Genomic DNA, 12,676 nt, shown 5'->3' with positions numbered 1-12,676 from the left:
CTGTGGCGTATCGTGCACAGGGCCCCTTCGTCACTGCCGGTTGGCTTACTTCAGCAGATCAACCAGACGCTGGGCGTCACCGATGTAGTTGGCCGGGGTCAGCTTCTTCAGCTCAACCTTGACCGCTTCCGGCAGCTCCAGGGTGTCGATAAAGGTACGCATCCCTTCGGCATCGACGCGGCGACCACGGGTCAGCTCCTTGAGCTTCTCGTAAGGCTTCTCGATACCGTAGCGGCGCATCACGGTCTGGATCGGCTCGGCCAGCACTTCCCAGTTGGCATCCAGATCGGCGGCCATGGCGGCGTCGTTGGCTTCCAGCTTGGAGATACCCTTCAGGGTCGCCTGATAGGCAATCAGGGAGTAACCCACCGCCACACCCAGGTTGCGCAGTACGGTAGAGTCGGTCAGATCACGCTGCCAGCGGGAGATGGGCAGCTTGCTCGCCAGATGCTGGAACACGGCGTTGGCCAGACCCAGATTGCCTTCGGAGTTCTCGAAGTCGATGGGGTTGACCTTGTGCGGCATGGTGGAGGAGCCGATTTCGCCGGCGATGGTGCGCTGCTTGAAGTGGCCCAGGGAGATGTAGCCCCACACATCGCGGTCGAAGTCGATCAGGATGGTGTTGAAGCGGGCCATGGCGTCGAACAGCTCGGCAATGTAGTCGTGCGGTTCGATCTGGGTGGTGTAGGGGTTCCAGGAAAGGCCCAAGGAGGTAACGAACTCCTCGGAGAACTGGTGCCAGTCCACATCCGGGTAGGCGCTGAGGTGGGCGTTGTAGTTGCCGACCGCACCGTTGATCTTGCCGAGGATCTCCACCGCCATGATCTGCTTGAACTGGCGCTCCAGACGGTAGGCGACGTTGGCCATCTCCTTGCCCATGGTGCTCGGGGTCGCCGGCTGGCCGTGGGTGCGGGAGAGCAGCGGCATGTCACGGTACTCGTGAGCCAGACGCTTGATCTCGCCGATCAGCTTTTCGCAATAAGGTTTGATGACCTCTTCGCGGGCGGTTTTCAGCATCAGACCGTGGGAGTTGTTGTTGATGTCTTCCGAGGTACAGGCGAAGTGGATGAACTCGCTGACAGCCGCCAGCTCCGGGTTCACTTCAACCTTCTCTTTGAGGAAGTACTCCACCGCTTTCACATCATGGTTGGTGGTGCGCTCGATCTGTTTGATACGGGCGGCGTCACTCTCGTTGAAGTTGCTGACGATGCCGTCGAGCAGGGCGTTGGCGGCCGCGCTCAGGGCAGGGACTTCCGGGATCCCGGCGTGGCTGGCCAGTTTTTGCAACCAGCGCACCTCGACTTCGACGCGAAAACGCAGCAGGCCGAATTCGGAGAAGATAGGGCGCAGGGCATCGGCCTTGTCGCCATAACGACCGTCTATCGGGGAAACAGCAGTCAGCGCGGACAGCTCCATGGGGTGAACTCCTGATGATTTGTGTGGGGGATCCGTATCCACTCGCGCGTGGGGCTGAGTCGTCATCAAGGCGGATGTGCGGCTATTTGCCCTGATTTCGACCTCCTTGCCCGTACGCGAGCCGATGATTAGTAACGTTTGGCCAGCTCCACCATCTTCTTGCGAGCGAAGATGATCTGGGTGCGGCTGCCACCGAGCTGACGCCACAGCACGCAGGCACGAATGCCTGCCAGCAGCAGGGCGCGCACCTTGTGCTGCACCAGCGGTTGCTGCAGGAACAGCGGAGTGCCTGCCACCTGGATGCGCGGCCCGATGGGGCTGATAAGATCGCTGTAGATGCTCGCCATGTTGGCCAAAATCTGCTCGTCGAGCAGATCGAAGTGCTGTTGCTGGCGGCCAATCTGGCTGATCCGCTCACCCAGCATATTGAGAATGTCCTTGCGCTTGGCCAGCTTGCGCTCCAGCGCAATCAGGCTCACCACGTAGCGGGTCAGCTCGGCATTCTTCTGGCTGCCGTCGGCACCCAGCTGCTCGACCAGCGCACGGTAGCCGTCGCGAATGGCAAGATGGGTGTTGTTGAACACCTCGAGCGGCTGGCTCGGGTTGGTCACCAGAATGCTGGAGAGGCTCTCGCGCAGGGCGGCCTCGTCACAGCTGCCGTCTCGGGCCACCTTCTGCACCAGATACGCTGCCTGGCAGATGCCGGCAAAGGCCATTGTTCTGTCTTGGAATTTATCGCTCACGTCTGCTGCCTTCTGTTAAGGATTCAAACCGGATGGCTGAAACGTTGTTCGATGATGCCGCCGCCCAGACACACTTCCCCGTCGTAGAAGACGGCGGACTGGCCCGGGGTCACTGCAGCCTGTTTCTCGTCGAAGATGACCCGGATGGTCTCGTCGTCGATGGGCTGGATCAGGCAGGGGATATCCTGCTGACGGTAGCGGGTCTTGACGGTGCAACGACGCGGCTCGCGAATGGGAGTGCGATCCACCCAGTGCAGCTGGCTGGCGATGAGGCCATCGGAGTAGAGGCGGGGATGTTCGCCCTGCGCCACCACCAGCACGTTGCGCTCAACCTCTTTGTCGACCACATACCAAGCCTCTTCGGTGGCATCCTTGCGACCACCGATACCGAGCCCCTTGCGCTGACCCAGGGTGTGATACATCAGACCCTGATGCTCGCCGATCACCTTGCCATCCACGGTCTCGATTTTGCCGGGCTGGGCGGGCAGGAACTTGGCCAGGAAGTCCTTGAACTTGCGCTCGCCGATAAAGCAGATGCCGGTGGAGTCTTTCTTCTTGGCGGTGATGAGATCCAGCTGCTCGGCGATGCGGCGCACCTCGGGCTTCTCCAGATCGCCAACCGGGAACAGGCTCTGACCCACTTGCTTCTCGCTCAGGGTGTAGAGGAAGTAGCTCTGATCCTTGTTGTTGTCGAGACCGCGCAGCAGGCGCGGGCGGCCGGTGCTGTCGTCACGGCGCACATAGTGGCCGGTGGCGATGTAGGTGGCACCCAGCTCTTCGGCGGCAAATTCGAGGAACGCCTTGAACTTGATCTCCTTGTTGCACAGGATATCCGGGTTCGGCGTGCGGCCAGCCTTGTACTCTTCGAGGAAGTGCTCGAACACATTGTCCCAGTACTCGGCCGCGAAGTTGATGGTGTGGAGTTTCATCCCCAGCTTGTCGCAGACGGCCTTGGCATCAGCCAAATCCTGGGCGGCAGAGCAGTACTCGTCCGTGTCGTCTTCTTCCCAGTTCTTCATGAACAAGCCTTCGACCTGATAGCCCTGCTGCTGGAGCAGGTAGGCCGAGACGGAAGAATCCACGCCGCCGGACATGCCGACGATCACCTTGATTTGGCTGTTGTCTGTCATTAGTCGAAGTTACCAGTTCGTTTAAACGGGGCGTATTCTACCAGAGTTTTGCGCCCCCGGTCACATATCCATGCCGCAGTTCCCATCAGGAGCCTGATAGCAGGAAATCGTTTTTCTGTTTGTCAGCACCATGATGAAAAAATGGTGCCAAACGATATCGGATAGCCTGTTCACGATCTGTCACGAGAGGCCGTCAGCAAGGTAAAGAGCAGCACATGAGCCTTGATCACGGCCTCGCAGTAAGAGCGTGGACAGGTTCTCAAATAAAGGCCTTGAGTGCCGACAGTGGCAGCCGTGTCCCCGCCAGATAGTCCTGAATGCACTGCCACACCAAGGGGCTTCTCAGGGCCGGTTTGCATTCCGCAATTTCTTCCAGAGTGAGCCAGTGGCAAGCCAGCACATCACCGTCAGGATCCTCTGGGTGGTGCTGACCCGGCGCTTTTTCAAGGTCGAAGATGATGGCGGTGCGCACATAGGTGGCCTCGCTGTCGGCCGGTTTGAAGAGATAGGTACCAAGCCAGGCGGTCGGCGTGGCGGTCAGACCCGTCTCCTCTTTCAGCTCACGGCAAGCCGCTTCAAGCAGGTTTTCCCCCGGCTCCACATGGCCGGCGGGTTGGTTGAAACGGCGCTGGCCTTTTATCTCCTCTTCCACCACCAGAAAGCGCCCCTGCCACTGCACCAGGGCGGCGACCGTCAGGCGCGCCTCCATGCGGGCGTGGCTGGTGGCCGATTGCTCTGCCTGATTGCTCATCATGACTCCTTGTCGTTGCTATTGGGATTGCCCGCACGGGCGGGTCTGCGTGCCGTTCCTCGCCCGCTGCTGCGGGGTTTGCCGCCTGTCGGGTTTGAAGTTGAACGCTCGGTTGGGTGAGTGGTGCGGGGACGCTCGTCCCGTCTCGGCTGGCTGGCCCGCCGTGGTGCCTCCCCTGCCGGTTTGGCCGGTTTGGCGGTATGAGCGCCTGAACGGGATGAGGAGGGACGCGGGCGGCTGCTGGAGCTCGGCACCAGCTCGGGGACGGGCAGGCTGCGGCTCTCGCCGGGTGCCAGACCATCGAGGGTCCAGTCACCGATGGCGTAGCGAATAAGGCGCAAGGTGGGGTGGCCGATATGGGCGGTCATCCGCCGCACCTGCCGGTTGCGTCCCTCGATGATCTTGATCTCCAGCCAGCGGGTGGGGATCTCCTTGCGCTCGCGGATCGGCGGATTGCGCGGCCACACCGCAGGTTCATCCATGATGCGCGCCCCGGCGGGCAGGGTCATGCCGTCATTGAGCTCGACACCGGCGCGCAGAGCGGCCAGTTGCTCTTCGCTCGGGATCCCTTCCACCTGCACCCAGTAGGTCTTGGGGGTCTTCTCCCCTGGCTGGGTGAGGCGCGCCTGCAATTTGCCATCGTTGGTGAGCAGCAATAGCCCCTCGCTGTCGCGGTCAAGCCGGCCTGCGGCGTAGATGCCGGGCTCTTTGATGTAATCCTTGAGGGTCTCGCGGCCCGCCTCGTCGGTGAACTGGCAGAGCACCATGTAGGGCTTGTTCAGCAGGAGCAATTTGCGATCCTCTGGAGCCAGCTCCGGTTTGCGGGGGGATGCATGGCGGGGGGCGGCTGGTTTGGCCGCCGTGCGCGGGGCGTTATCGCGCGGCGCGCGGCTGACAGAGAGACGGGAGCGGGGAGATTTCATCGGATACACACTTCAGACAGACGACAGACGATGGCAGCGAGTGTACCACAGGGGGCTGAGGGCTGGATGAATGGCTGGGGTTTCAACAAGCAGTGCCCAGAGCCAATTCGCCTAGCTCAGCAGGCTCTCGATCACGATAGCCTGACGGGCGGGGGCCGAGCCCGCCAGCAGCAGGGCGTGGCTGACCACATCGTCGATCATCGCCTGCGCCAGTCGGGTGAGGGGGCGCAGGGTCTCCCGTCCGCTACCGACCGGCACCGCCAGCAGAATAATGGTCTGCACCTGCCCGATTTGAGAGCCCCACTCGATGGGCTCCTTGCAGCTAAGCAGGGTCAGCGCTGGCCGGCTGATCCCTTCGCTCAATACATGAGGCATGGCAAGGCCGGGGCGGATGATGGTGGCCGATACCTGCTCGCGCCGCTCTACCGCAGCGGTCAGTGTGGCGCGGTTGGTGATCAGCTCGGTGGGCAGCAGATCGATCAGATGCTCGAGGGCTTCGGCCTTGGTCAGCGGTTCGGGGCTGTGGGCCAGCTGGCGCAGGGCAAAATGGTAGTCGGGCAGGGCGTTGGCCAGTCGCAACTCCGCCAGCGCGGCGGTATGCGGGCGCACCAGCGGTTGACCCAGCTCGCCACACCAGCAGGTGAAGGCCATATGGGCCAGCTCGGCGTCGTTGCCCTCGATCTGCAACTGGCAGAGATCGCCGGGCTGGGTGGCGAGGGTCAACAGGGATAGCTGGTTGCTGGCGGCAACGGTCTGGCGCCGGGTGAGGTTGGCGCAGCGGATGGTGGATTTGAACATTCCCGCCAGCCGGTTCAACTGCTTGGCCTGGGTGATGCTCAACCCCTGCTGGCAGTAGAAGGTGATTTCGCGAGTCAGCATCAGGCCGGGATCGGCAGGGCCTTGAGTACGGCGTTGGCATCCAGCAGCACGGTTTCCAGTCTCACCTGATGGATAGTGCAGCCGAGGAAGCGCTCTTTCTGCTCAATCTCGATATCGGAGGCAATCAGCACCAGGTCGGCGCTGGCAATATCGCGGGCGGTCAGCATGTTCTCCATGCCCATGGCGCCCTGAGTTTCGACCTTGATCTTGAGTCCCAGCCCAGTGGCGGCTTTTTGCAGGGCATCGGCAGCCATATAGGTATGGGCAATACCGGTCGGGCAAGCGGTGACGGCGACGATCTTCATCTGCTCTCTGTGATGCTGACAAGGGGGAGCAACAAGATAGCGCCAGCGGGGGGCTTTTACCAAAAGTCCATATGAAAAGTGGGATCTTGATGGGGATATGCCCGTCCCTTGAACGGTAGTGCAGGCTCATGCCGGCCAGTCGGGTGTCTGATTGCTCCAAACAACAAGGGCCACCCCTGTGGGTGGCCCTGAACAATCTGCGTCTGTTGTTATGGCTATCAGGCGGTCTGGGCAGCCAGCTCGGCGGCTTTCAGTTCGCGCTTGATGCGGCGGATCTTGCGCTCTTCGGCGACCGCGACACAACCCATCAGCACCAGACAGGCGGCGGCTGCGATATCCAGCGCCGCGAAGGTGCCGGTCCAGCCGGTCAGACCGAAGATGGGGGTGCCATCGGCGATCATGCCCAGACCCAGCTTGGCGAAGCTGTCACCAATCAGGTAAGCGAAGGTGCCCTTGACGCCATCGGCTACGCTGATGCCCTGCTTGGGGACGAAGCCCACGGCGGCGACGCCGATCAGCAACTGCGGACCAAACACCAGGAAGCCCAGGGTGAACAGGGAGCCCAGGAACATGAACTGGGTAGTCGCATGCTGGTAGAGACCCAGAGTCGCGATGATCAGCGCCAGTGCCACACAGGCAACCAGACCACGACGGCCATTGGCCAGATCGGAGAGGTAACCCCACATCAGGGTACCGACCAGTGCGCCCACTTCGAAGAAGGTAAAGCCCTGAATGGCCACGTCTTTGGAGAAGCCCAGCTCCTGGTGGGCATAGACGGTAGACCACTGGTCGATACCGATACGCACTACGTAGAGGAAGATGTTGGCAAAGCAGAGCAGCCAGATCACTTTGTTGAGCAGCACGTACTTCACGAAGATCTGCCACTTGGTCAGCTGCTGCTCTTCGGTGGCGATATCCTCTTCGCTCGCCACTTCGTCAAACAGCTCTTCCACCTTGCCCAGGCCATAGGCTTCCGGCGAATCGCTACCAAAGCGCAGGCCGATAAAACCGACGATCAGCGCGATGATGGAGGGGAAGATAAACATGCCGAGCACGTTGCCATCGAACAGGTAGTTGGCACCGAACAGCGCCACACCGGCCGCACCGGCACCGCCCACGTTGTGGGAGAGGTTCCACATACCCAGATAGGTGCCGCGCTTGTTGCGAGGGGTCCACTTGGTGATGGTGGAGTAGCTGCAGGAGCCGCCACAGCTCTGGAAGAAACCGCTCAGGGCATAGAAGAAGATCATGAAGTAGAGGCTGAAACCTGTGCCACCCATGCTGGCACTGAAGCCCAGCATGCACAGCGCGGAGAGGATCAGCATCAGCGGCAGGAACTGCTTGGTGTTCTTGCCATCGGCGTAGTAGGAGACGATGGTCTTGCCCACCCCGTAGGTGATGGAGAAGCCAAGACCGATCATGCCAAGCTCGGTCATGGAGAGACCGTACTCCTGGATCATGTCATTTTGCGCAATGTTGAAGTTCTTGCGGATCAGATACATGGTCAAATAGCCAATAAATACAACCAGATAAGATTGCATAAACGGCTTGAACCAGAGCTTGCGCCGGGCTTCGACCGGCAGGTCGAGGGTGGGAACCCGGACCTGTTGGAGCAATTTCAACATCTTCGTTCATCCTCTGCGAGATAGACGGTATTTCCGCCGCGCCCCTCATTTGTAGATAGGTTGTTCGAGGTCACGCCACGGAAGGGGGAACGGAACGTCGGGGCTGTCAGCCGTTGCTGCGCTCGACGCTCCATCCATATAAACCCGGGCCCGACACGGGATAACGGGGCACATTGCCCATCGCGGTGCGGGTCACGACATCAGGTGGGGTGACTCTAATAAGAGGGGCAAAAAATGGCTTGAGAGCCATCCCTAGTGGGGCTAGGAAATTTTCCTAGTTTTTGCGCTTTCGCGGACAAAGCGTGAGAAACATCACACCGCTGACGCCGGATTGCTGCCATTTCAGCCAGTTTGGCGCTCTGTGTGAGTGCTGGGCTGAGGAGGGGAGAGGCTAGAAGGGAGCTAGGGAAAGGCAAGGGGAGAGGTGAAAGCAGAGATAAGGGAAGAGTGCTTATCGACCACTATTTCTCGGGGGGCGATTTTGGGAAATACGGCTCGCCAGCCATCCCAAAAAACAAGAGGCCACCCCGTGGGGTGGCCTCTTTTTATGCTCTATGAGCCGCGATGGCGAGAGGGACTCAGGCCGCCTTGGCCAGAGTTACCTCATCACTCTTTTTGACCCGCAGTTTTTTCAGGGCAACCGCCACCACGCCGGTGACGATGGCACCGCAGATCATGCAGAGCAGGGCCAGCAGCGGCTTGTTGACCGCACCCAGCAGGGCTACGATGGGGCCACCGTGGGCGACGCTGTTGGTGATGCCAAACAGGAAAGCCATCACAGCGGCGGTCATGCTGCCCAGCACGTTGGCCGGAATGACGGCCAGCGGGTCACGGGCGGCGAACGGAATCGCCCCTTCGGAGATCCCCACCAGACCCATGGCACCGGCGGCTTTGCCCGCTTCGATCTCGGACTCGTCAAAGATGCCGAGCTTGCGACCGAGTACGGTAGCCAGCGACATGCCAAGGGGCGCAGCCGGGATGGCGCAGGCCATGGCACCCATAAACTGGGTCTGACCGGAGGCGATCATGCCGACCGAGAACAGGAAGGCCACCTTGTTGACCGGGCCACCCATATCAAAGCCGGCCATACCACCCAGCACGATACCCAGCAGCACCAGACTGCCACCACTCATGGAGAGCAGCATGGCGTTGAGGCCAGTCATCATGTCGGCAATCGGGGCGCCGATGATGAAGATGAATACCGCAGCGATAAAGAGCGAACCGACGATGGGGGCGATCAGGATCGGCACCAGCGGTTGCACCATCTTGTGGTACTGACGGGTCGCAATCCAGCGCACCAGATAGCCGACCAACAGGCCCGCGATGATGGCACCGATAAAGCCGGTACCGGCGTCAGCGCCGTAGAAGCTGCCGTTGTTGGCGATCCAGCCGCCGATAAAGCCCGGTGCCAGTGCCGGACGGTCACCGATTGCGTAGGCGATATAGCCCGCCAGAATGGGGATCATCAGGGTGAAGGCGGCCACGCCGACGTTGAGGATCTGGTTCCACATGCTCCCTTCCGGGATCTGCATGCCGCTCGGGGTCGGGTTGCCGCCGATGGCGAGTGCCAGCGCAATCAACAGACCGCCGGTCACCACGAACGGGATCATGTGAGAGACACCGTTCATCAGGTAGCGATAGAGATCGGAACTGCCACCCGCGCTCTTCTCCTCACCTTTTTTATCTTCTTTGCCAGCCACGTAGGCGGGGGCTTTCAGGGCCTGCTCGATCAGACCCTTGCCATCCTTGATGGGGGCCTTGACGCCGGTTTTGATGAGCGGCTTGCCAGCGAAGCGGGCCATGTCCACCTGCTTGTCACAAGCCACCACGATGGCGCTGGCGCGGGCGATCTCGTCCGCGGTCGGGCTGTTCTTGACGCCGATGGAGCCGTTGGTCTCCACCTTCACCTCATAACCCAGCTCCTTGGCGGCGCGCTCCAGCGACTCGGCAGCCAGATAGGTGTGGGCGATACCGGCTGGGCAACCGGTGACACCGATGATAAAGCCTTTGCTGGTGGTCGGGGCCGCGCTCTGCTCCTCTTTCTTGGCCAGCAGCAGCGCCAGCGCATCGGCCGGGGTGTTGGCTGCCAGCAGTTTGGCGATAAACCCCTCTTCGATCAGCTTGCCGGAGAGCTCGGCCAGCACTTCGATATGGTGGTTGGCGCCGCCATCGGGGGAGGCGATCATAAAGAAAATGTGGGACGGCTTGCCATCTTCGGCGCCGTACTCGATGCCGTTGCGGCTGATGCCGATGGCGACCGCCGGATTGCATACCGCCGCACTCTTGGCGTGGGGCAGGGCCACGCCCTCTTCAAAGCCGGTGTTACCCAGCTCTTCGCGGGCCCACAGATCCTTGAGAAAGGCCTGCTCGTCGCTGACCTTGCCTTGCGACGCCAGCAGGCGGGCCATCTCGGTGAAGACCTCTTCCTTACGCGTCGCTTTCAAATCGAGATTGATCAGATGTTCATTGATCAAGGTGGTGATCATGGCGCTCTCCCCGCTTCCGGTGACGGAAGCTATGCGTGAGTACGTATCGACGTACTGGATAAAAATGACCTGATCATTATCGCGGCTCGCCCGCCCCCTCCCTATCGGACAAATGTGCTAATCACTGGATTTTTGTGCGCATTAAAACGCGATGTGATGAAGATCCCGTTTTCAGGCAGGACTCGCCATTTTCAGGTCATTTCTGATTTTGTCTTTAAAAACAGATGAATGGATTATGGTTTGCCTCGAAATCAGGTTTGTAATGCGTCATATCAATAAATTAATCACCAGCGGGGTCTGGATTTATATGTGGTTTTAAGGCGTTATCAGATGTGACCTTTCTCACAAAAAGTCGCAGTTTCATCGGGCGGGTTAGGATTTTTATGCGCCTCATGGCGGAGGCCAATTGCATTGGCTGGGCGAGCGCAGAGGGGCGTTGTTTGGGAAGAAAGTGTGGTAGCAAGAGAGGGGATGGCCGAAAAGATAGAGGTGATAACGCGAACGTCCGAATACGCTCCGCTATTCGAACCTACGGACTACACAATATGCGCCACCGACCCCAGCCAGTTGGGAACTTGTTGCCGATACCACTCCAGATATTGCTGTGCTTGCGGCTTCTCCCTTCTGGTCAGCAGATTGGTGACCTCAATAATCAGCCAGCACTTGGCCATGACGAGATGGCGCAGCAACCGGTCGCCAGAGAGCTGCGAGCTGTGGCGCAGATAGCGTTCAATGATGGTTTCATACTCAGCCAGCGAACCCATCCGCGGCACCAGCGGGGCCAGATCGATGGCCGGGCTGCCATAACCAAATCGCTCCCAGTCAAACAACACCAGCTCACCATTGTCGCGGGTGCCCCAGTTGCCCTCATTGCTATCTCCCGAAATCAGGCATGACTCCTCGAATAGTTCGTGGCCGACTTGCTGGATATGGCGGATCTTCTCGTTTACCGCTTCCGGCAGGCAGAGTACAGAGAGCGCCTCGTTGGTGTCGACGAGCGACCAGCCGTGAGTTTTCACCGCAAAGTTGGGCTGATAGTTGGCGTTATGCAGGCTGGCCAGCTGAGCAAAGGTCTGTTCGTTGTGGTGCAGCTGCGTGAGCGTGACCGGATGAGGGATCTGCTCAAGGAACAGGGTCTCCCCTTCGACCTTGAGCAGGGCAGGAGTGTTGAGCCCGCTCAAATGCAGTGCGGCGCGTTGGTAGAAATGGCGCTCGACAGGCGATGCGCCGCTTTTTCTGATACAGGGTTTGCCATCCAGCAGCTGGATACTTACCGAAGCGCCCCCCATTTTCGCCAGCTCCTGTTGCGTCATCCTCTACCCCGTTAGCTATGAGTGGTCAGTTGCGTGAGATAGCTATGTACCTCTGTGCGAGTCGTGAAACGGTGCTTGTCGTTTGGGAATCGATCAAACAGCTCGTGATGGAATTGGCGGGAGCTTTTGCCGGCTCGCTGCCCATATTCCGATGCCCACACCAGCAGTTGTTGAAAGCTCTCTTCGGCTGCTACGGCATCCCGTTGCCTGGCACTTTGTGATCCGCGCGATAGCAGTGAATCACGGCATACAGACCAGTCAAGATCCAGAAAAAGCAGGGTATCGGCGGCATCAAGCAGTTGCTCGGCCAGGGCACCAAATACCCCTTCGACCACCCATGAGGGCTCTTGAGCAAGGGTTTGAATGGCATGATCAATCTCATGCTGGGGCCGTTTTTGGTTAAAGCCGCCCGGTTGCCAGACAATGGTGTCCAGATTGACCTCGCGGATAGTTAACCCCTCAGCCAATCGAGCTGCCAACCAGCTCTTGCCCGATCCAGAGTTGCCAATAATCAGAATTCGTTTCATCTATGAGCGCTCTTTTCTGGAACAGATATCTGGAGGCTGGAAAGTAGGGGGCAATGCGCAGCTCTGCGGGATCGGCCTCCAGCAGCAGCGCTAGCGGCAGTTGGTCGGTGTTCGTCTCGACAAACGTCATCTTTATTTCTCTTTTATCCCGCTCTGACGGTCCGTGGTGCGCCGTCCTCTGGGCCTGATGGTCACTCAATATTCCAGAAACTTCTCGCCGCAGCGCTCGCAGATCAGGTGCTTTACATGGGTGGCCTGGTAAGCCAGCGTTTCGCCAAACGCCCAGTTGGTAATGCTGCTGGAAGTAAAGGCTTGCCAGAAGGCTTTGCGCGGATCCTTGGGCATGATGTCCTGGCTATGATCGCGGGCGACCAGCACCACGATATGGCGGGTACGCTCGCCACATTTGTCACAGCGATGGATTTCACTCGGTGGGTTCTGGTCGTGCGGGTTGCTCATAAAGAGGCTCGTGAAGAGAGTGGACGCCCATCATATCCCTCTCCACTTGGCTCTCAATCTCTCCTTGCCAGCGCAGTGAGCAGGCTCACATTTTGCGCCCCCTCTTTGTTATTTGCCCG

Annotated in this window: 12 protein-coding genes and 1 pseudogene; all 13 read right to left on the bottom strand. The window is 59.7% G+C overall.

Going from position 1 to position 12,676, the window contains the following annotated elements; all coding sequences use genetic code 11:
* Positions 1-45 precede the first annotated feature (45 nt).
* Complete coding sequence (purB, locus tag I6L44_RS10590) at positions 46-1,416, bottom strand: adenylosuccinate lyase (protein ID WP_216951777.1); 1,371 nt, start codon at positions 1,414-1,416, stop codon at positions 46-48.
* 128 nt (positions 1,417-1,544) lie between these two features.
* Complete coding sequence (gene hflD / locus I6L44_RS10585) at positions 1,545-2,159, bottom strand: high frequency lysogenization protein HflD (protein ID WP_005334622.1); 615 nt, start codon at positions 2,157-2,159, stop codon at positions 1,545-1,547.
* A gap of 23 nt (positions 2,160-2,182) precedes the next feature.
* Positions 2,183-3,289, bottom strand: a complete 1,107-nt coding sequence (gene mnmA, locus I6L44_RS10580) for a tRNA 2-thiouridine(34) synthase MnmA (protein ID WP_058052872.1) — start codon at positions 3,287-3,289, stop codon at positions 2,183-2,185.
* Positions 3,290-3,548: 259 nt separating this feature from the next.
* Positions 3,549-4,040, bottom strand: coding sequence for an NUDIX hydrolase (locus I6L44_RS10575; RefSeq protein ID WP_021229916.1), 492 nt, complete (start codon positions 4,038-4,040; stop codon positions 3,549-3,551).
* Positions 4,040-4,963, bottom strand: a complete 924-nt coding sequence (gene rluE / locus I6L44_RS10570) for a 23S rRNA pseudouridine(2457) synthase RluE (RefSeq protein ID WP_216951776.1) — start codon at positions 4,961-4,963, stop codon at positions 4,040-4,042. Before rluE ends, I6L44_RS10575 begins: the two co-directional genes overlap by 1 nt.
* A gap of 111 nt (positions 4,964-5,074) precedes the next feature.
* Positions 5,075-5,842: a PTS sugar transporter subunit IIA gene (locus I6L44_RS10565; RefSeq protein WP_216951775.1), complete on the bottom strand. Its 768-nt coding sequence runs from the start codon at positions 5,840-5,842 to the stop codon at positions 5,075-5,077.
* Positions 5,842-6,147 (bottom strand): PTS fructose transporter subunit IIB, encoded by a 306-nt coding sequence (locus I6L44_RS10560; protein WP_005334611.1) that lies wholly within the window; start codon positions 6,145-6,147, stop codon positions 5,842-5,844. Before I6L44_RS10560 ends, I6L44_RS10565 begins: the two co-directional genes overlap by 1 nt.
* A gap of 218 nt (positions 6,148-6,365) precedes the next feature.
* On the bottom strand, positions 6,366-7,772 hold the full coding sequence (gene uhpT, locus I6L44_RS10555) for a hexose-6-phosphate:phosphate antiporter (protein WP_005353611.1): 1,407 nt from the start codon (positions 7,770-7,772) through the stop codon (positions 6,366-6,368).
* A gap of 578 nt (positions 7,773-8,350) precedes the next feature.
* The gene (locus I6L44_RS10550; RefSeq protein ID WP_216951774.1) at positions 8,351-10,258 is read right to left on the bottom strand and encodes a fructose-specific PTS transporter subunit EIIC; all 1,908 of its coding nucleotides are present in this window, start codon (positions 10,256-10,258) and stop codon (positions 8,351-8,353) included.
* A 536-nt stretch (positions 10,259-10,794) separates the two neighbouring features.
* Positions 10,795-11,571 (bottom strand): phosphotransferase, encoded by a 777-nt coding sequence (locus tag I6L44_RS10545; protein ID WP_254204215.1) that lies wholly within the window; start codon positions 11,569-11,571, stop codon positions 10,795-10,797.
* Between the two features lie 11 nt (positions 11,572-11,582).
* A complete protein-coding gene (locus I6L44_RS10540; protein ID WP_216951773.1) occupies positions 11,583-12,098 on the bottom strand; it encodes an AAA family ATPase in 516 nt (171 codons plus the stop codon).
* A gap of 31 nt (positions 12,099-12,129) precedes the next feature.
* Positions 12,130-12,228 (bottom strand): annotated as a pseudogene (locus I6L44_RS10535) (GNAT family N-acetyltransferase); the annotation flags it as partial.
* 65 nt (positions 12,229-12,293) lie between these two features.
* Positions 12,294-12,557: a hypothetical protein gene (locus I6L44_RS10530; RefSeq protein WP_216951772.1), complete on the bottom strand. Its 264-nt coding sequence runs from the start codon at positions 12,555-12,557 to the stop codon at positions 12,294-12,296.
* Positions 12,558-12,676: the final 119 nt, after the last annotated feature.

Origin of the sequence: Aeromonas sp. FDAARGOS 1414 (genome assembly GCF_019047065.1) — a bacterium.
Taxonomy (GTDB): Bacteria; Pseudomonadota; Gammaproteobacteria; order Enterobacterales; family Aeromonadaceae; genus Aeromonas; species Aeromonas veronii_A.
The sequence above is the reverse complement of the archived record's forward strand: the minus strand, read 5'-3'. Positions and strand labels throughout refer to the sequence as shown.